This is a genomic window from Acetobacter garciniae, from assembly GCF_017377735.1.
Classification (GTDB): Bacteria; Pseudomonadota; Alphaproteobacteria; order Acetobacterales; family Acetobacteraceae; genus Acetobacter; species Acetobacter garciniae.
In genome coordinates this window covers 552,969-572,641 of the sequence record NZ_JAFVMH010000002.1, presented here as the reverse complement: position 1 = coordinate 572,641, position 19,673 = coordinate 552,969, and the positions used below count along the sequence as shown (strand labels likewise).

Sequence of the window (19,673 nt, the reverse complement as noted above, 5' to 3'; positions counted from 1 at the left end):
AAAAACAGAACTTGAGCACAGGAAAGACGGTGTTTGGGTGCAGGAACGACGCTGCTATCGTGCCGGTATCGCAGCGCGGACGCCTTATGGCCGATGGCGTCGCGCCCATGTTCTTGACAAGGATCTCTTCATGCCCATCGAGAAAACCGAAGTTCTTGTGGTGGGGGCCGGTCAGGCTGGTATTGCCATGAGCGAACACCTGCACGCCTGCCGTATCGAGCATATTGTGCTCGAACGCGGCCGACCTGCCGAACGGTGGCGCAGTTGCCGATGGGATTCCCTGGTGGCCAATGGCCCGGCCTGGCATGACCGCTTTCCCGGCCTCGATTTTCCCGAAAACGGGCCGGATGATTTCGTGCCCAAGGAGAAAGTGGCCGATTACCTGCACGCCTATGCGGACAAGATCCACGCCCCCATTCGCTGCGGCGTAACCGTCACGCAGGTGCGCCGCAACGAAGGCCGCCCGGGCTTTACGGTCCAAACATCAGGCGGCCCGATCGAAGCCGACTATGTGGTGGCTGCCACGGGCCCGTTCCAGATCCCCGTCATACCCCCCGTGGTCCCCGCCGATTCAGGGATCATGCAGATCCATTCGGCCGATTACAAGAACCCCGCCCAATTGCCCGATGGGAATGTCCTGGTCATTGGCGCGGGATCATCGGGCGCGCAGATCGCTGAGGAGCTTATGCGCAGCGGCCGCAAGGTCTATCTTGCCGTGGGGCCCCATGACCGGCCGCCGCGCAGCTATCGTGGCCGCGACTTTGTCTGGTGGCTGGGCGTGCTCAACAAATGGGATGCCGAGGCAACGCCGGGCGTGGAACACACCACGATCGCGGTCAGCGGCGCGGGTGGGGGCCACACCGTGGACTTCAGGCGGCTGGCGGCAGAAGGCATGACCCTTCTGGGCCGGGCGGAAACCTGTCACGACGGTATCATGACTTTCGCGCCCGACCTGGCCGAAAACATAGCCCGGGGGGATGCGAATTATCTCTCGCTCCTGGATGAGGCCGATGCCTATGTCGCACGCAACGGCATTACCCTGCCCGAGGAACCATCGGCCCGTGATTTTCTCCCCGACCCCGAATGCATGCGCCATCCCATCCTGCAGATGGATCTGAAAAAATCGGGCATTACCACCATTATCTGGGCCACGGGGTTTGGCGTGGACTACAGTTGGCTTGAAGTCGATGCCCTGAACGAAAACGGCCGCCCCCGCCACCAGCGCGGCGTATCGTCGGAACCGGGCGTGTATTTTCTTGGCCTGCCCTGGCAGACCCGCAGGGGCTCCTCCTTTATCTGGGGTGTCTGGCACGACGCCAAATACGTGGCGGACCATATCTCCAAGCAGCGGGGCTATCTGGCCTATGAACCTGCCAGCCCCGGGGAACATCAAGGGACTGCTTCACAAGCGTGAGCAGGAAAGATGCTTTCAATACATAAAAGTTCTCGGGTATCGCCTTTTTTCAAAACGTGACGGCTGCTGAAGCTTTTTGAAAAAAGCTTCACCAAAAACTTTTATCGATTTTGATCGATGGATTCTTTTGACATGCTCTTTTGGCCGGGCGGGCCATTGGACGGGGGGCGATGAAAGCCTGTATCATCCCCCGACCTGCCCCGATCGCGCGTGAAAAGGGTCAGGTGCAGAGCATTTTCGCCGTGCAAAAGGATATATCGGGGTGCGGTTTTCCCTTCGTCAGATCGAGTATTTCGTGGCCACGGCTGAAACCGGCTCCATTGTCCAGGCTTCCAGGCAGATTCCGATCTCCCAACCCGCCATTTCCGCCGCCATCGCCCATCTGGAGGATGTCTTCGGGGTTTCGCTCTTTATCCGCCACCACGCCCAAGGGCTCTCGCTCACGCCCGAAGGCCGGATCATCCTGCAAGAAGCCCGCGCGCTGCTGACCCATGCGCAGGATTTTGACAGTTCCCTGCACAGCATGCTCGGGCGCGTCAGCGGCGAAATCACGGTCGGCTGCATGACAACCCTTTTCCCCCTGCTTGCCCCGGACCTGATCCAGAGCTTTTCCGCAGCCTACCCCCAGGCGCGCCTGCATGTGGTAGCCGGCCATCATGAAGAACTGGTGGACAAGCTGCGAATGGGCGAAATCTCCGTCATGCTCGGCTATGACATGAACGTGCCGTCCATTCTCGATTTCCGGCCCCTTTCCGCCCTGGCCCCGTACGCGTTCGTGTCGCAAGATCACCCACGCGCGGCCGACGGTCGGGTAAGCCTGGCCGACCTGGCGGAAGACCCCTTCCTGCTGCTCGACCTGCCCTTTTCGCGGGAGTATTTCCTGCAACTTTTTGCCGCAGCCCATGTGACACCCAAAATCGTGGGCCGGTATCCAAGCATGGATGTCATACGTAGCCTTGCGGCCCGGGGGGAAGGGTTCGGCCTGGGCAATGCCCGCCCCCGCAACCGCCACGCGCTGGACGGGCGGCCCCTGGTCTATCTGAGCCTGGAGGAACACTGCGACCCGCTGGTATATGGGTTCTTCACGCTGCCGGGGCAAAGGCAACCGCTGGGCGTTTCGGCCTTTATGGAATTATGCATCCAGCAGCTTGCGGGAAAACCCCTGCCAGGAACCCTGCCCGAACCTTGAAAAAATCCCTTCTGCCATCTTATTGGATACGCCCGAGCATGTTCCGCCGGCATATAACGGGAAAGTACTCATACGCTCCCACGCAGTGACGGTCCGTATTGTCCCCACCCTTTGCGGTTCCGGCATATAAATAAGATAATTATAGAAATAATAAAGAAATTTAACTGCTCCCTTCCCTATACTCGGGCTTGTCCGGTGCCCTGTCGGGCCAGAAGCGAATACCCGGCCGCGCCGGCCCGCCACCCAGCGCCATGGCGGTACCATCGGCCCGCCAGCATGCCGCCCCTTCCATCATGCCATCGGCATGAAAGGCAATGGCGTTCATCCCGCCCCCGATATGGGGTTTTACCCGCACGTCATACCCCATACCCTTCAACGCAGCGGATGCCGGAGCGTAAGCCGGTTCCAGTTCGACCTCCTGCCCCTGTGTCCACAGGCGCGGCGCTTCCACGGCGGCCTGCAGGCTCATCCCGTGGTCGAGCAGGTTGACAATGGCCTGAAAGACCGAAGGAAAAATGCGCAGGCCGCCGGGCATGCCCAGGGCGTAGCGTGGGGCACCCTTGTGGCAGACGATCATGGGCGCCATGGATGTCGGCACGCGCTTGCCCGGCGCAATGGACAGGGCACGGCCGGGATGGGGGTCGAAATTGCTCATGTAGTTATTGGGGATAATGCCGGTTTCGGGGTCCATGAAACGCGCGCCGAACAGACCGTTGATGGTATGCGTGGCGCTGACGATATTGCCTTCGTCATCCGCGATAGTGACATGGGTCGTATCCTGGCTTTCCCATGCGGGAGACGACCGGGCGTGGCGGGCATGGGCGGCGGCCCGGGCCAGGCAGTCCCGCGCATAGGCCTTGGAGGTCAGGCGCGCGACAGGCACGTTTACAAAAGCGGGGTCTCCGCTGTAACGGTCCCTGTCCGTGAACGCGATGCCAATGATTTCGGCCAGCAGGCCCAGGCTTTCGGGGCTGCCGAAACCCAAGGCCGCCATATCGAAATTTTCCGCCATGTTCAGCATCTGGGTAATATGCACGCCGGAGGAGGCCGGTGGCGGCGGGCCTATGATGTCAAACCCCCGGTAGCTACCGATAATGGGCGCACGATCGCATGTGCGATAGGCCAGCAGGTCGGCCTGCGTCACCCATCCCGGGTCCGGCGCGTCTGCAATGCAGCGGGCAAGGGATGCGCCCAGCGCCCCGCCATGCAGGGCATGCGCCCCTTCGGCGGCGATCAGTTCCAGCGCTTGCGCATAGACGGGCTGGCGCAGGCGCGCCCCCGCCGCAAGTGGCGCACCTTCGGGCAGGAAGACGGAACGCATCATGGGGTCGGCCGACAGATCGGCCGCCTGTTCGGCAATGGCACCGGACAGGTAAGGTGTAATGCAAAAACCCGCTTTGGCGAGCCTGATGGCAGGTGCGACCGTATCGGCAAAGGGCAGGCGGCCGAAACGGCTTTGCATGCCATGCCACCCCAGCAGGTTGCCGGGTACCGCGACCGATGTGGGGCCGACCAGATTGCGCCGCCCCTTGGCCTGCATGCAGTGCTCCGGCTCGTCGGACAGGGGTTCGTAAAGATCAGGCGTCATGCTGGCACTGGCGCAGGACAGCGCATCGATAATATGGTGCGCGCCCGTGGCCAGTCGCACATGGACAAGCCCGCCACCGGCCACGCCCACCATCATGGGTTCGACAACGCTCAGTGCCAGAAGGGCGGCGGCGGCGGCATCGAACGCGTTGCCGCCTGCGGCCAGCATTTCCGCCCCCGCCGCCGTGCCGAGCGGATGGTTGGTGACGACAACACCCCTGCGCCCGCTTACGGGGCTTTTTTCACACACGAAGGGTAACGGGGCAGGCGGCATGCAAAAAATCCTTGCGTGTTATGGGCCGGTAGTGGGCCGGTATCGCGCCGCTATCGTGTCACGCCCCACGACCCAGTTCCATGACCTGCCCGCAGGATATGCGCAATTTCCCGCCCTGCCTGCATCGATATCCGCAGGCCCTGGGCAGATTCGATCAGGCGCGCTCAGCCCCTGCCAGCACCCGCAATAACGGCTGGCGGATGGTGCCAAGCCCCTTGTATTGCGCCAGGTCGGGCGGCAGGGTTTGCAGGACCGCTGCAAATTGCGCCCGCCATTGCGGCACGCCCAGAATATCGGCCAGCGGCAGCAGATAGGTGCGGATCAGGAACATGATGGCGCCACTTCTGGGCAGGCGGATCAGGTGCTGGACCTCCACCCGCATGTGAAACGCCGCCAACGCCGGATCACGCGCCATGGCAGTGCGGGTGGCCCCCCATTGGTCGTAGCTGTCCAGCGCTGTGTCCAACCGGTACCCGGCGGTGGAGGTCCAGTTCAACCGGCGAAAGACCTGGCCGGGTTGCAGCCGCATAAGAAACTGCTGCGCACGGGGGATCGCGCCATCGGCGTAGTCATGCGGGATGGGGCCGTGGATTTCCATGAACGACATGCCCGCGTCGAACGCCATCGACCAGTTGGAGGCAAAGGTCACGCAGCCCGCATCCACCCAGAGCTGGCCTTCGCGCTGGTCCAGCAGAACCACGTCCTCCTGCACCTGCGAGGCCAGGTACATAAGGGGCGGCATGGGCAGGGTGCTGTCATCGCCGTAGCGAAAGACCTGCGTGGTCTTCAGGCGCGGATTGGTCCATTCATATGCTTCACCCCGCCGTTCCAGCCGCATGGTCGGGTTGCTGGCCGCCAGTTCGCGCAGGCCCCATAGCAGCGCGTCCCACCCGGCTTCGCGCATATGCTCCAGGCTGGCATAGCGTGAAAGATCGCGCTGCAGAATGGCGCTGCGTTCCGCCAGTTCGCGCTCGTATTCCCCGTCCACGTCAAGGATCGTCGCACCCCACGCCCCGGCCGCCGTCCGCACGCAGCCGGGGGCGGGTTCGACATTGGCGCTATAGGCGTAGTGATCGGCGGAGAACGGCCAGGGGAACCGGCTTGCGTGCAGCCCCGGCTGTAAGCCCGGCACCTGGCGTTCTGCTGCCGGTAGCCTGCCTGCATCTGGTGCTGGTGCCGGTGGCACCTGTCCGGGCAATGCGGCTTGGCATCGCATTGTTCCCTGCGCTGATGCTTCCCGATACGCTGGTCCCGGCTGCATGGCACTCTCCCTACAGATCAAGCTCAAGCCGCCCCGTGCGCGCGACACGCAGGGCATGAGGCAGGTGCCCGATGCCCGTTCCGCATCGTCCAGCACGAAGTCATGATGCGTGATTTCGCCCGATACGCCGTCCATCCGGCATTCTCCGCACACGCCATTGCGGCACAGGGCAGGCCAGGACACGCCCGCTTCTTCCAGCGCGTCCAGCAGGCTTGTCTCCGCAGCAACCTCCACCACCCGGCCGGAACGGGCAAGGACGGCGGTAAAGGCCTGGCCGCTCACGCTCTGGGCCGCGCCAAAGCGTTCGATATGGCAGCGCGCCTGTGGCCACCCGGCCGCCTGCGCCTTGGCAAGGACATCGTCCATGAAACCGGCGGGCCCGCAGATGTAAAGATGCGTGCCCATGGGCTGGCTGTGCAAGGCCCGTTCCAGCGCCGCCGCGAAAGCCTGCCGCCCCCGGGCCAGTTGGAAATTGCCCGGGCCCGCCAGGTCTTGAAGTTCGGCAAGATGGGGGATGACCGCCCCATATGGAGCGACATGGAGCATCTGCATGGCATGCCCCCAGCGCGGCACCAGCCGCAGGTAGGACAGGAAGGGTGTCAGCCCGATCCCGGCCGAGATCAGCAGATGCCTGCGCGCCGTACGCACCGGCCCGAAATCGCAGCGGGGGGCGGCACCATCCACCACCGTACCCACCGGGGCGTTATGCAGCCATACCGAACCACCCCGCCCGTCATCCTGCCGGCGGACCGAAATGGCGTAGTGATCGGGGTCGTGGCCGTCATTGGTCAGGGAATAGGCATTGACCTGCCCGCCACAGGACAGCGCGATATGACTGCCCGGCGCAAAAGACGGCAACGCACCGCCCGCAACCGGGCGCAGGATGAGGGAACGCACGCCGGGTGCGACCTCCTCGGCATGGGTGATACGCAACTCGGCTGTCTGCCTGCCCCGGGTCAAGGTTCGCCCTCCACATCCGCGCTGAAACCCACGAATGCGCCCAGATGGCGCGAAAAATGCTGATGCACCAGAATGTTTTGCCCACATCCCGGACAGGTTACGATATCGCCCGGCTCGGCTGTTGCGCGAAAAAGCGTCTTGCAATGCGCGCATTGCACCCGCACCCGGCCATCTTCCAGCACGTGAAGACGTATTTCCTCGTCCAGCAGGCCCGTGCGCCGGGCCTGGGCTGCAAGCACCATGATTTCGGCCGGCGGCCCCGCAAGCATCAGCCGCCACCCCACTACCATGCTCTCGAGTGCCGCGCCGAACCGCGTGCTGACCGCGGCATCGGCCAGATCTCCCGTCTCCACCCAGGCGATGCAGGGCCACGCCCCCACGCCCTGCCGCCAGGCCTCGATCACGGGGGCGGTGCCCGCCCCTACCCCCACCAGCACAAAACCCCTGCCTGCCGCATCCACCGAGGCAGGTGCCGCGTCCCACGAAAGGTCGGACCAGACAGGCAGGTTGGTACGGGCCGAAGCAATGAACCGCCGGGGTTTTTGCATGGGCTCCCGCGTAGCTGCGCCACGGGGCGACATGGGTTTTTCTTCTCCCTGGTGTGCGTCTCGTTTCCCGCAAGAAACGATCCTGACGCTCCCACGCGTGGGGGAGGTTGTCAATAAATGCAACGCCGGCCCCCGGATCACGACCTTGCCGGGCCTGGACCGGCATGTTACTGTGGCCGCACGTGCTGGATCGGCAACGGATATCCGAATAAGGGCTTTGCATGTCAGAGGACGTATTTCTAAACGGCCGGTTCCTGTCCCCGGCCGAAGCGACATTATCCGTTTTTGACCGTGGCTTCCTGTTCGGGGAAGGCATTTACGAAGTCTGGGCCGTGGTGGGGCAGCGCATTGTCGATACCGAAAGCCATCTCAAGCGGCTGGACCGTTCCTTGGCCGAATGCGGGCTGCCCACCCCACCCGAACGGGACACCCTGCCCCAGATCCTGACCGAACTGGTCAGGCGTGGCGGCCTTACCGACGGGTTCATCTATCTGCAGATCACCCCCGGCGCGGGTGAGCGCGACTTTACCGGCACGGCCGATACCCGTCCCACGCTCTTTATCATGGCGCGCAAAAAGGACCTGCTGGGGGCCCCCGCACTTGAAAGCGGCATGGCCGTCGATCTGGTGCCCGATATCCGCTGGCTGCGGCGCGATATCAAGACCACCATGCTGATGCCCCAGGTCATGGCCAAGAAAAACGCCGTCCGCCAGGGGTTGAAGGACGCCGTTTTCTACGACGAAACCGGCATTACGGAAGGGGCGTCGTCCAATATTTTCATCGTGACGGAAAGCGGGGCCGTGCGGACCCGCCCGCTGTCGCACAAGCTGCTGCCCGGCTGCACGCGCGGCAGGATCGTAGCCCTGGCCCGGGATCACGGCATACAGGTGCACGAACAGGCTTTTTCGGTGGAAGAACTGCTCACCGCGCGCGAAGCTTTTGTGACAAGTGCGACCAGCCTTATCGTGCCGATTATCCAGGTCAACGAAAAAACCATTGCCGACGGCAAGCCCGGGCCCGTGACCCGCACCCTGCAAAAGCTCTACATCGATTACATCCACGCCCTGCCCCCCTGCGCGTGACATAAGCCCCCGGCTGGGCCCGCCCCGGGGCCTGGCTTCGGCCGGGGGAGGAAAGCGGGCCTGTCCCCCGGGCCGGACTGCGGTCCGGCCCCTAGTAGTATGGCCCCGGTGGTATGGCCATGAGCCGCGTTGTAGGATAATTCTCACCCTCAGGCGCATGGCCAATATCGAGTATATGGACAAGACACGGTGGCATGATGATTCACCCAGCAATGAAAGCCTATCAAAACGTCGCGGAATCCTCGCTCTCTGACAGGGAGACCGACGCCCTGTGCTTCAGACTTCTGATTGAAGACCTCCAGGCTGCGGCAGCCAGTTCCGATACGACCTTTCGCCAGCATATTCTCGCCAAGCATCAGCGCCTGTGGTCCGGCATCATCAAGGTGAATTCGCTCGATGTCGGGGTAACGCCCGCAGAAGACAGGGAGCTGTTTATCCGCCTGGCGGCCCAGGCCCATCAATACGGGATCATGGCTATCCTGAAGCCGGAACTGTCGCTGGCCCCGCTGATCGAAATCGCGACAAATGTGCTGGAAGGGCTGGAAACCAACCCGGCCGATCCCCTGACAACGCCTGATTCCGACCCCTACGCGATGTTCTGAGCAAAAGGCACGGGTATTTCCAGCGCAGGCATGAAGAAAGAAAGTGGTAATGCGGACATCTGACCCCGATACGGATCAAAACATGCTTCAATCCATTGCGGAAAGGCTGTCATTCCTCAAGATCGGCAAGAAAGAGCGCGCTACCCTTTCGCATATGCGCACCGAAATGACGGGCATACTCGAAGCCAGCCTGAACGACTTTTACGCGCAGGTGAAGAAGACACCCCAGGTCGCGCATTTTTTCAAAGACACCGCCCATATGCGCGAAGCCCAGTCCCGCCAGGCGGTCCACTGGAACATGATCTTTTCGGGCAAGTTCGATACGAACTATGTCGAAGCCGTAAGAAGAATTGGCGGCATGCACGCCAAGATCGGGCTTGAACCCCGCTGGTACCTGGCCGGGTACGGCCTGCTGCTGGACGGAATGATACGCCGCCTGGTGGAACGCGAACTTGCAGCCCATACCGGCCCGCGCCGTTCGCTGTTCTCACGCGGGAATGCGGAGACGGCGGGGAACGCCGAAATGGCACAGCAGCTTGGCGAGAAGATCGGAACGCTGATCAAGGCCGCCCTGCTGGACATGGACCTGGCGATTGCCACCTATCTGGACAAGCTGGAAGAAGCGAGCCGCAAGGCCGAACGCGAACAGGCCGCGCTGGAAGAAATTGCCCGCGCGCTGGAAAAGGTTGCCAGCGGTGACCTTGCGACATCGCTGGACAAGAGTGTGGCAGAAAAATCTCCCATGCTGGCCAATGTCTTTGCCAAGCTCAAAAGCGGGCTTGGCGGCATTGTCTCGGAAATTCGCCGCGCATCGGGGCTGGTGAAGGATTCGGCTGCCTCCATCAGCAAGAGCAATTCCCGCATTCTTGGCCAGAACGAAGCGCAGACCGGCTCGATCCGCCGCATCACGGATGCCACGGCTTCGCTCGAAGCATCGATTTCCGATGTCGCGGGGCAGACCACCGCGGTGGAAAGCGCTGTCAAGAAATGCGTGGCCGCCGCATCGCGCGGGGACAAGAATATCATCAGTGTGCGCGAGACCATGTCCGATATCCGGATGGCGGGCGAGACGATTTCCGAACTGGTCGGCACCATTCAGGGCATTGCGATCCAGACCAATCTTCTGGCGCTGAACGCCAATGTCGAAGCCTCACGCGCGGGCAGTGCGGGGCGGGGCTTTTCGGTTGTCGCCACGGCCATTCGCGAACTGTCCTCCAAGACCACGGAAGCCGCAAAGCAGATCGCGGCCAGCGCGCAACGCAGCGAATCCATCATCAAGAACGGCGATACGGCGGTCAAGCAGATGGCCGCTGCCCTGTCCGAGATCAGCGGCAGCCTTGGCGTGGTCAGCAATGCGGTTTCGCGCATCAACAAGGAAATGGGCAGCCAGGAAGAGAGCGTTCGCAGCACCCATAGCGAAGCTGCCGGCCTGAGCGATCTTTCGGAAAAAACCTCGTCCATGACCAAGCACGCCTCCACCGACTGCGAGGCCCTGAACCAGCGTTCCGATACAATGGTCAAGCTGGTCAGCAATTTCCGGCTATCGGAACATTCCCTGACCGTTTCCTGAACAAACAGAACCGCAACGCCTGAAGGCAGGGCATACGCCCCGCCCGCCCGGTTTTTCAGAACAGGTCGATATCCCCGGCCGGTATGGCGGGGGTGGGGGCCTTCTCGCCTTTGAGGGTCCGCACGATATCGTGCAGGCTCACACCCGCTGACAGGCGCGCCACGCTGATCGGCGGCATTTTTGCATCCCCCATGAGGGTCAGCAGGTTTTGCAGCACAAGGGTTGCTGCCTCCACGGTCTGGGTCGCCACATCCAGCGTCTGGACAGACTGCATGTCCTGCGTGCTCAGCGCCTCATCTCGCATGCACAGTTCCACCACACCCTGTGCCGCAACGCACTCGCCATGGGCCCTGCCCAGGATCTCCACGACTTTTGCAACCGCGTCCTGCACGCTCACCTCAAGGGGTGGGGGGCTGTCTGGTGCGGCGGTAGGGCTTTGCATCGCGCGTGTCTTCTCCATGCGCCGGTGATCAGAACAGTTCGACATCGGACGCGGAACCCCGCGCCCATGTCCGTTCGGCCTCGACCCGGCGCCGGATATAGGCTTCTTCCTGATGTCCGATCGCCTGGACATCATGCACAAGATTCTGCTGTGCCCGGCCCGTCGTGGGCCAGAAACGCACGCGCCTGGCCTGGCTGCCACCAAGGCTTTGCGAAATACAGCGTATTCCCTCGTCGGACAGATATTGCAAGACGAAATGACAGTTATCCTGCCCGACCCGCCCCAGCGAGGGTACGACAGCCGCCCCGCCGAATGTCTTGCACACAAGCTGGTCGCGGTTGCCACCCGCCTTGAGAATACCGTTTATCAGCATTTCCATGGCGTTGACGCCAAAGCGCATGGCCAGGCTGTCCTCGCCCTCCCCCACCCCGGGGAGCAGAAAATGGTTCATGCCGCCAATGCGCGCTGCAGGGTCGAACATGCAGACCGAAATGCACGACCCCAGCAAGGTGACAAGAACCGTGGCGGGGTCGTCGGAAATGACCACCTCGCCCTGTACAACAGTCGTCGTTGTATGAGTACTCGTCACGTTATGGGCCCGAACACCTTTTCCAGAACCTCGCGCAGCTTCGCCACGGTGTAGGGTTTGGCCAGGAAGTTGTTGATACCCGCCTTGATGGCTTCCTGCACAAGGTCCTTGCTGGCCTCGCTGGTCAGGATGATGAAGGCGACCTTCTGGGTCTTGGGGTTGGCGCGGACGGCGCGCAACAGGGCCAGCCCGTCCATGACGGGCATGTTGAAATCTGAAATCACCAGATGGGTCGGGTTCTGTTCCAGATATTCCATGGCTTCCTTGCCGTCCTTCCTTTGCGCGACATGCGCAAAGCCAAGCTGGGCCAGGCTATTGGCCAGAATCTGACGGATAGAAGACTGGTCATCAACGATAAGAGCCTTGATCTGCGATGCTGCTGGCATTGTCTCCCCCTTTTCTCTTTTTTCAATTTCGGCCAATCGCGCCGATGTCAAATCCTGTCCGGTCGTGTGCCGTCCGGTCGTGCCGCCTGCTTCTGGCCCGTCACGCCTGGATCGTCACGCCTGGATCGCCATGGCGGCCTCGCTCACGCGGGCAAGGGGTACAACCTGGCCCGCCGCCCCGATTTCGGCCGCGACGCGTGGCATGCCATAAACAACCGAAGATGCCTTGTCCTGCGCGATGGTCCGCGCCCCTGCATGGCGCATGGCCAGCAGGCCTTCCGCCCCGTCGCGCCCCATGCCCGTCAGGATAATGCCCAGCGCATTGCGCCCGACCTGCCCGGCAACGGAATCGAACAGGACATCGACCGATGGACAATGCCCGTTGACCGGGGGCGCGTGCTTCAGCCTTGTCACATAGCTGTCCTCGCGCCGTTCCACCACAAGATGCTGCGTGCCGCCGGGCGCAATCCTGACACAGCCACGCCCCAGTACCTCGCCATCCGTGGCCTCGCGGATGGAAAGGGCTGCAATTTTCTGGTCGAGCCGGCCTGCAAAACTTGCCGTGAAAAGGGGCGGCATATGCTGGCAGACCACAATGGGCGGGCTTTGCGCGGGAAAGCCCGACAGCACCTGTTCAAGGGCTTCCACCCCGCCAGTCGATGCACCGATCGCCACCAGGTCGAAATGATGCGCCCAGCTTTTGGGGCAATCCGCCGCCAGCACGGGGTTCGCCCGTTCCGTTCGGGCCACGGGGTGGGACTGCGCCGCCTGGATGACCAGCCTTGCCAGGCCCGCGAACGCATCTGTCCCCACCACAGAAGTGGGCTTTGGAAAACACTCGAACGCCCCCATCTGCAATGCCGTAATGGCCGTATCCGCCCCGCGGGCCGTCAGGCTGGAAACCATGACGACGGGGATGGGGCGCAGGCGCATGATCTTGTCTAGAAACTGCAGGCCGTTCATGCCCGGCATTTCGACATCGAGCGTAATGACATCAGGCTGATCCTGGATGATCAGGTCCCGTGCCTCAATCGGGTTCGCGGCCTCGCCACAGATGACGATATCCGGATACTGGTTGAAAGACCGCCTGATAAGCGCCCTGATCGTTCGTGAGTCATCGACCACGAGAACCCTTACCGGTTTCTCCATGGTTCAGTGGTCCTTTCTGTAGATTGTAGGGGCAATCTGCTGCAATCCGCACCGATCGACAAACGTCACCCTTTCGGAATGGCCTACGTAAAGAAACCCGCCCGGCTCCAGTTTTTCGGCCAGGCGCTGCCACAGGCGTTCACGCGTGGCCTCGTCGAAATAGATCACGACGTTGCGGCAGAAAATGGCGCTGAACGTTCCCTTGATCGGCCATGCGGCGTTGAGGTTGAGCACCTTGAAGGCAGGCAACTGGCAGATCGGCCCGGAAAAGCACATATCCCCGAACGGGTCGGGCACCATGTACTGCGCTTTGCAGGGTTGGGGAATGCCCTCTGTCTCCGCCTCGGGGTAGGTGCCGCTTGCGGCGCGGGCCACGACTTCGGAATTGATGTCGGTGGCCAGAATGCGCACATCGTGCGATGGCGCATCGGGAAAGGCCGTCATGACCGACATGGCCATGCTCCACGGCTCCTGCCCGGTCGAGCACGCCGCCGACCACAGCCTTGCCCGCCCGCCCGCGCGCACCTTTGCCGCCAGATGCGGGACCACCACGGTCTGCAGATGTTCGAAATGCTTTTTTTCACGGAAGAAATGCGTGACATTCGTGGTCAGCGCACAGATGAGCTTTTCCATCTCGTCCCGCGCGCCGGGCATGCGCACAAAATCCAGATACGCCTGGAACGACGTATAGCCAAGCTCACGCAGCCTGCGCGACACACGTGAATACACCAGCGTTTTCTTGGACTCGGGCAGGTGTATGCCCGCCTCGTCCTGCGCGATGCGCCGCACGGTTTCAAAGTCCGCGTCTGTATACTCGGCCTCGTTGCTGGACATCGGATATGTCATTCAGCGACGGTATCCCCGACAAGCTGGCCGACAATGGTTTCAAGCCGCAGCACGCCGATCATGCGCTGGTTGACCAGCACAAGCCCGTTCAGGCTGCCCCCTTCTTCCGAAACGGACTGGATGTCGCCCAAGTCTATATCCGCCATGTCGATCACGCGATCGACCAGCAGGCCGCACACCGTATCGTTTTTCGATTCCACGATAATCACGACGCGGCGCGGATTATCGGCCAGCGGCTGGATATTGAGATAAACCGCAAGGTCGATCACCGTCAGGATAACGCCGCGCAGGTTGATGGCCCCGCAGACATAATGCGGCGCAAAGGGCAGTGCGGTGGTTTTCTCGAACCCGCGGATTTCACGGACACTCAGGATCGGGATGCAATATTCCTGCTCGCCAACCGCGAAGACGATCATCTTGACAAGCCTGCTGTCCGTACCTTCGGTTTTTTCCGTCATATCCGTGTCCCTAATCAAATACCCGTCTGATGATATGGTCTTTTCACGCCGCCATGCCGCGACGTGGGTCCAATGCCTTGTCCATGCGCCCCACGGTGGCGGCAATCAGTGCAGAGACATCAAGGATCAGGGACACGCTGCCATCGCCCAGGATGGTCGCTGCCGAAACACCTTCTATCTGCCTGTAGTTTTTTTCGATACTCTTGATAACGACCTGTGTCTGGTCACGAATTTCATCCACGACGAGAGCAGCCCGGCCACCCGATTCATTCTCCACCACAAGAATGACGGCCTCCCGGATATCCTCATCCGATGGTTTCTGCGCCAGCCCGAGGGCCGCGGCAAGCGGTATAAAGGGCATGCAGCTTCCACGAATGGAAATGACATTGCCCCCGTCGGGCAGGACATACACGTCGCGCTGGTCGATCATCATGGCCTCGACCACGGAGGAGATGGGGATCACCATCGTGGAACCCCCTGCCGCAATCAGCATCCCGTCGAGCACGGCAAGCGTCAGCGGCAGACTGAGGCTGAATGTCGTGCCCTCGCCCGGCACGCTTTGAATGGCGACGCGTCCACCAAGGCTGAGGATCGCCTGCTTGACGACATCCATGCCGACACCGCGCCCCGACAGGTCCGACACGGTCGCGGCTGTCGAAAAACCGGGGGCAAAAATCAGGTTGTTGATCTCATCATCCGTAAGCTGGGCGTCGGGTGCCACAATGCCGCGCTTGATCGCGGTCTCCAGAACGCGCTGGCGGTTGATCCCGGCCCCGTCATCCTTGATCGTGATCAGGATCCGCCCGGAGCGATGCCCCGCCGAAAGGAGAATATGCCCCTGCGCAGGCTTGCCCGCAGCCAGCCGGTCCTCCACTTTTTCAATACCGTGATCGACGGCATTGCGCAGCATATGTGTCAGCGGGTCGGTCAGTTTCTCGACCAGCGTGCGATCGACTTCCGTGTCCTCCCCTTCAAGGGTGAGAACCACGTCTTTCTTGGTCATGGAGCAGGCTTCGCGCACCACGCGCTGCATGCGCTGGAACACGCCGCGCACCGGCTGGGCTCGCACGGCCATGACGGCATCCTGAATATCGCGCGTAAGCGACTGCATGCTGCCGATACCCTGCATGAGTTCCTGGGCAGCAGCCGGGTCCGTCCGGCGCGAAAGGGATTCAATAGCGGCCTGGGCAATCACCAACTCGCCCACCAGATCCATCAGCCCGTCGATCCGGTGCAGGTCGACACGGATCGAAGCCTGCTGTTCCGTCTTGCGGGCCGCACCCCCCGCCGCAGCGGGATGGGGATGCGCACCGCCAGCGGCATGCACGTCCTGCGATACGGGCGCGGCCGTGGAGGCGACCGGGGAGGCCGGTTCGGTCGGGTGAGCATGCTCCGCCACGACATCCCGCGCGGCAGTCACAGGCGCACTGTCCTGCACAACATTGTCGGGAACGGTGGGGGCTGGAACGGCAGGGGCCTGGGCGTGCGGCTCCTCATCCAGCAATGCGGCGGCCGGGTTGGCCTGTGCGCCGTCTTCGCGGGTGGTGGTAACATCGCAGGCGTCACTGACCCAGTCGAAAACAGCGGTCACGCTGTCTTCCGTAACTTCGGGCGGCAGGACCACGCGCCAGGCCAGGTAGGATTTGAGCGGGTCCACCGCTTCGAAAACCGGCAGGGCGGAAAAATCGCATGTGGTCGTCATATGCCCGCCCGGCACCCCGGCCGCGAGATCGGCAAGGCCGTTGAGCATGTTGCGCGCGTCATCCCCGCGTTCGTACAACGCGTCATGCGGGCGGAAGGTGACGACAAGGCACCCCGTGGCGGGTTCTGCCTGCGTATCCGCCCCGAAATCGAAATCCACCGGCACCGGTTCGAAGGCCACGGGCACGGGTTCGAAGGCGACCGGCACGGGCTCGAAATCCATGGGCACCGGTTCGAAATCCATCGGCACGGGCACGAAGTCCTGGGGGATGATATCGGCCTGGGCAGATGCCGCCCCCCCGGTGCTGATAATGGCCTCAAGCTCGACCTGGCTTTCCGCAATCCGCGCGGGATCCACCGGCGTGCCCTCGCGCGCCTCGGTCACGAGATCGCTCAGCACGTCCATCGCCTTGAGAAAGGTCTTGACCACATCGGGCGTGGGCACGACACGGCCAGAGCGCAACCCGTCGAGCGAACTTTCGAACACATGGGCGAAACGCACGAGATTATCGAGCCCGAACGACGCGGCACCCCCCTTGATGGAATGCACGGCGCGAAAGACGGCATTGATGGTCTCCTGCCCGGATTCCCCATCCGCCAGAACGGCCAGCCCGCGTTCAAGCTCCTGAAGCTGCTCGTCGCACTCCTGGTAGAAAACCTGGAGGATATCGTCCATGTCGTCGCTCATGCCAGTCTCCCTGGTTCAGGCCGTGACCCGGCGAATGGCCGCCACCAGGCTATCCGGGCTGAACGGCTTGACGATCCACCCCGTGGCCCCGGCCGCACGCGCCTTGGCCTTTTTTTCGGGATCGCTTTCCGTCGTCAGGACAATAATGGGCAGGTGCTTGAAACGATCGAGCTTGCGCACGGCCTCGATCACCTCGAACCCGTCCATGCGGGGCATGTTGATGTCGGTAATGATCACCTTGGGCGGCGGTTCGGCCTCCTTGAGGACATCGAGCCCCTCCACCCCGTCTCCACCCTGGATGACATCGTAACCGGCCCCCTCCAAAGCCTTGCGCAACATGCCCTGCATCGTGCGGGAATCATCAATCGTAAGGACGCGCAGATCCTTTTTTTCAACCATATTCACTGTTCCTTGGAGGGAGCCAGCAGGTCTGCCACAACCTCGCTGACGCCAAAAAGGGAAAACGCCTCGCGCACCTTCTCTGACGGCGCGATGACGGCGCAGCCACTGGCAAGAAGAAGCTGGAGGCAAAGCCCACCGATATAAGTCACCGCCGATGCGTCCAGCCCGGCCCGGCCGGCCCCGGCCTGCGCACGCGCCTGTTCGATCAGGTGCTTGAGTGCGGGGGCCGCGGCGGTATCGAGCCGCTCAGGCAGCACCACGGGCAGGGTACCGCCCTCAGCCATGCCGGCCACCGATGTCGCAACCCCTTCGTGCGATGGCGCGGCGGCCATCAAAACTCCTCCCACCCGTCATCTGAGGCGGTGGTGGGCATGGAGGAGACAAGAACCGGTGCCGGGGCGGGCGGCGGCGCAGGGGGGGCGATCGGGCGGCTGGGCCGGGGTGCCGCGGGGGTAGCCGCCCGAGGGGCCGCGCGCTGTGCGGCGCGGGCGGATGGCAGGGCCACCACGGTTTCGTACTGCCCGTCGCGATCACGCTCGCCACCGATCTTGAAGCGGCTGAGTGTCTGCCCGAGTGTGCGGGTTTCGGCTGTCAGGTTATGGCTGGCAGCCGTTGTTTCCTCCACCATGGCGGCGTTCTGCTGGGTGACCTGGTCCATGTCCCCGATGGAGGCGGTAATTTCAGACAGGCGCTGCGCCTGATCCTGCGTGGAAACCGAAATTTCCTCGACCCGGGTGGCGATATTCTGCGTACTGCCCGCAAATTCGCCCAGATAATGGCCGGTTTGCTGGACAAGCTCCACCCCCTTGCCCACCTGCACGGCAGAGAGCGAGATCAGCCGCTTGATTTCGCTGGCGGACTTGGCGGACTGTTCGGCCAGGGACCGCACTTCCTGCGCCACCACGGCAAAACCGCGCCCCGCATCCCCCGCGCGGGCCGCCTCGACCCCCGCGTTCAGGGCCAGCACATTGGTCTGGAAGGCAATGCCGTCGATCACCGAAATAATCTCGCCAATGGAATCCGACGATGTCTTGATCCCGTCCATGGCGCGCGTGGTCTCGGCCATGACATTCGTGGCCAGCCTGACCTTTTCCAGCGCCTGGCGCGTATCGTCGCTGGCTTCGGCACAGGCTTTCGCGGTCAGTTGCACGCCATCGCGGATGGTGCGGACCGATGCCGCCGCCTGGCCCAGATTGGCGGCCTGTTTTTCCGTCCGCTTGGCCAGGTCGTCGGATGCGGTCGAAATCTCGGTAGCGCCGGTCGCGATCAGGTCGGAATTGTTGGCCACGGCGCGCAGGGCTTCGTTCAGGCGCAGGGCGGAGTTGTTGAAGGCATCGCGCAGGGGGGCGAACTCGCCATCGAAAATGGGGTCGTCAATGCGGCCGCGCAGATCGCCCTGGGCCATGTCGGCCAGCGCCTGGCCCAGAACGTCGATCACCGCATGGGTCTGCCTGTCGCGCCCTTCGCTACGTTCGAGCGAGCGCTTGATTTCCGCGCCCATGGCCTCCTGCCGCTGCTGGGCCTCGGTCTGGTCACGCACGATCTGCGCGAACTCGACCATGACCCGGGCCAGGCGCCCCGTGCAGTCCTTGTTATGCAGGAACGGCACCTCGCCGCGCACTTCGCCCCGGCCAAGCTGTTCGCCAACATTCACCAGCGTTTCCAGCGGCGCGATCACGACACGCGTCATGGCCGACCATATGAGGAAGACAACCACCTGCCCAAGGGCCAGCGCGCTCATGTTCATCAGAACCATGTGGCCGACCGGCTCATGCATAAGATAACCGACAATTTCGATAATGATCTGGATCATCAGGTATATTTCCAGACCCAGCATTACCGTCTTGATCTTAACGCGGAACGGAGCGTCCTTGTACAGCCAGTTCAACATGCCGATCCAACTTTCCTTCGTGTTGCATGGGGCACCGTGCATGAAACCGCTCGCGCGCCAAGCCCCCACCACCGATCGCGTGTCGTGGCGAAACAGGCCGAACCCGTTGGGGCGCTCCCGCCATCGCGTTGCCGTTCACATGGATTACCGTTATGCGCTGGCGTCATCCGAGGCCCTGTACCCTAAGCCGTTTCTTAGTCTTTGCATGGTGCTGACCGCCCGGCAATGTCACCTGCCGCACGGTTTTCGGCGCCCTGGCCACAGCCTGCCGTCCCGCAATGCCCGGTACGGCGGTCATGTCCATGGTCGTTCCGTCCTTTACCATCCAAGGCCTTGAAACAAGATTATGAATGTCGCGGCTTTCTGTAAAGATGGCCTTTTGGCCTGTCATGCTCCCTGCGGCGTGGCCCGCCCCATTTATCCAGGAAAATGAACAGCCTGCATGATCTGCGCGCCGGGCGGGAGCCGGCGACAAAGCCTGCACGCGCCCGCCATCTGGCGGGACGGGCCGGGACGGGTTAAATAAAAAAATCAATATTCGTTCAAATAATATAAATAATTCACCCCAGAAAAGAGGGCTGAAATAGTCCTGTTTCAACAAAACGGGCCCGCGTGCGGACATCGACCCGCCCTG

19 protein-coding genes are annotated in these 19,673 nt (G+C 62.4%); 5 read left to right on the top strand and 14 right to left on the bottom strand.

Annotation, left to right across the window (positions count from 1 at the left end; genetic code table 11):
* Positions 1 to 130: 130 nt before the first annotated feature.
* Both J2D77_RS06430 and J2D77_RS06425 read left to right on the top strand, forming a co-directional pair.
* On the top strand, positions 131 to 1,414 hold the full coding sequence (locus J2D77_RS06430; protein ID WP_207845435.1) for a flavin-containing monooxygenase: 1,284 nt from the start codon (positions 131 to 133) through the stop codon (positions 1,412 to 1,414).
* Positions 1,415 to 1,670: 256 nt separating this feature from the next.
* A complete protein-coding gene (locus tag J2D77_RS06425; protein ID WP_207845691.1) occupies positions 1,671 to 2,603 on the top strand; it encodes a LysR substrate-binding domain-containing protein in 933 nt (310 codons plus the stop codon).
* Between the two features lie 160 nt (positions 2,604 to 2,763).
* Here J2D77_RS06425 and ggt read toward each other — a convergent pair whose 3' ends face one another.
* The 3 genes from ggt to J2D77_RS06410 form a co-directional block, all read right to left on the bottom strand.
* Positions 2,764 to 4,464, bottom strand: a complete 1,701-nt coding sequence (gene ggt, locus J2D77_RS06420) for a gamma-glutamyltransferase (RefSeq protein WP_207845434.1) — start codon at positions 4,462 to 4,464, stop codon at positions 2,764 to 2,766.
* A gap of 154 nt (positions 4,465 to 4,618) precedes the next feature.
* A complete protein-coding gene (locus J2D77_RS06415) occupies positions 4,619 to 6,685 on the bottom strand; it encodes a heme-dependent oxidative N-demethylase subunit alpha family protein (RefSeq protein ID WP_207845433.1) in 2,067 nt (688 codons plus the stop codon).
* Entirely contained in the window at positions 6,682 to 7,266 is a 585-nt protein-coding gene (locus J2D77_RS06410; RefSeq protein ID WP_207845432.1) for a dimethylamine monooxygenase subunit DmmA family protein, read from the bottom strand. The genes J2D77_RS06415 and J2D77_RS06410 overlap by 4 nt, the downstream gene beginning before the upstream one ends.
* A gap of 188 nt (positions 7,267 to 7,454) precedes the next feature.
* Here J2D77_RS06410 and J2D77_RS06405 point away from each other — a divergent pair, with 188 nt between their 5' ends.
* The 3 genes from J2D77_RS06405 to J2D77_RS06395 all read left to right on the top strand — a co-directional run bounded on the left by J2D77_RS06405 (position 7,455) and on the right by J2D77_RS06395 (position 10,487).
* Positions 7,455 to 8,315 (top strand): aminotransferase class IV, encoded by an 861-nt coding sequence (locus J2D77_RS06405; protein ID WP_207845431.1) that lies wholly within the window; start codon positions 7,455 to 7,457, stop codon positions 8,313 to 8,315.
* Positions 8,316 to 8,509: 194 nt separating this feature from the next.
* Positions 8,510 to 8,917: a flagellar biosynthesis regulator FlaF gene (locus J2D77_RS06400; protein WP_207845430.1), complete on the top strand. Its 408-nt coding sequence runs from the start codon at positions 8,510 to 8,512 to the stop codon at positions 8,915 to 8,917.
* Between the two features lie 82 nt (positions 8,918 to 8,999).
* Positions 9,000 to 10,487, top strand: a complete 1,488-nt coding sequence (locus tag J2D77_RS06395; protein ID WP_207845429.1) for a protoglobin domain-containing protein — start codon at positions 9,000 to 9,002, stop codon at positions 10,485 to 10,487.
* A gap of 55 nt (positions 10,488 to 10,542) precedes the next feature.
* Here the strand turns inward: J2D77_RS06395 and J2D77_RS06390 are convergent, their stop codons facing one another.
* The 11 genes from J2D77_RS06390 to J2D77_RS06340 all read right to left on the bottom strand — a co-directional run bounded on the left by J2D77_RS06390 (position 10,543) and on the right by J2D77_RS06340 (position 19,661).
* Positions 10,543 to 10,929: a hypothetical protein gene (locus tag J2D77_RS06390; RefSeq protein ID WP_207845428.1), complete on the bottom strand. Its 387-nt coding sequence runs from the start codon at positions 10,927 to 10,929 to the stop codon at positions 10,543 to 10,545.
* Between the two features lie 28 nt (positions 10,930 to 10,957).
* Entirely contained in the window at positions 10,958 to 11,518 is a 561-nt protein-coding gene (locus J2D77_RS06385) for a chemotaxis protein CheD (protein WP_331000074.1), read from the bottom strand.
* The gene (locus J2D77_RS06380) at positions 11,515 to 11,904 is read right to left on the bottom strand and encodes a response regulator (protein ID WP_207845427.1); all 390 of its coding nucleotides are present in this window, start codon (positions 11,902 to 11,904) and stop codon (positions 11,515 to 11,517) included. The genes J2D77_RS06385 and J2D77_RS06380 overlap by 4 nt, the downstream gene beginning before the upstream one ends.
* A 114-nt stretch (positions 11,905 to 12,018) precedes the next feature.
* On the bottom strand, positions 12,019 to 13,053 hold the full coding sequence (locus J2D77_RS06375; protein ID WP_207845426.1) for a protein-glutamate methylesterase/protein-glutamine glutaminase: 1,035 nt from the start codon (positions 13,051 to 13,053) through the stop codon (positions 12,019 to 12,021).
* Positions 13,054 to 13,056: 3 nt separating this feature from the next.
* Entirely contained in the window at positions 13,057 to 13,887 is an 831-nt protein-coding gene (locus tag J2D77_RS06370) for a CheR family methyltransferase (protein WP_230975553.1), read from the bottom strand.
* An 8-nt stretch (positions 13,888 to 13,895) separates the two neighbouring features.
* A complete protein-coding gene (locus J2D77_RS06365; protein ID WP_207845424.1) occupies positions 13,896 to 14,357 on the bottom strand; it encodes a chemotaxis protein CheW in 462 nt (153 codons plus the stop codon).
* A 43-nt stretch (positions 14,358 to 14,400) separates the two neighbouring features.
* Entirely contained in the window at positions 14,401 to 16,746 is a 2,346-nt protein-coding gene (locus J2D77_RS06360) for a chemotaxis protein CheA (RefSeq protein ID WP_207845423.1), read from the bottom strand.
* Positions 16,747 to 16,761: 15 nt separating this feature from the next.
* The gene (locus tag J2D77_RS06355) at positions 16,762 to 17,145 is read right to left on the bottom strand and encodes a response regulator (protein WP_207845422.1); all 384 of its coding nucleotides are present in this window, start codon (positions 17,143 to 17,145) and stop codon (positions 16,762 to 16,764) included.
* A gap of 2 nt (positions 17,146 to 17,147) precedes the next feature.
* Positions 17,148 to 17,480, bottom strand: coding sequence for an STAS domain-containing protein (locus J2D77_RS06350; protein ID WP_207845421.1), 333 nt, complete (start codon positions 17,478 to 17,480; stop codon positions 17,148 to 17,150).
* Entirely contained in the window at positions 17,480 to 19,039 is a 1,560-nt protein-coding gene (locus tag J2D77_RS06345) for a methyl-accepting chemotaxis protein (RefSeq protein ID WP_207845420.1), read from the bottom strand. Before J2D77_RS06345 ends, J2D77_RS06350 begins: the two co-directional genes overlap by 1 nt.
* 163 nt (positions 19,040 to 19,202) lie before the next feature.
* Positions 19,203 to 19,661, bottom strand: coding sequence for a hypothetical protein (locus J2D77_RS06340; protein ID WP_207845419.1), 459 nt, complete (start codon positions 19,659 to 19,661; stop codon positions 19,203 to 19,205).
* Between the last annotated feature and the right edge of the window lie 12 nt (positions 19,662 to 19,673).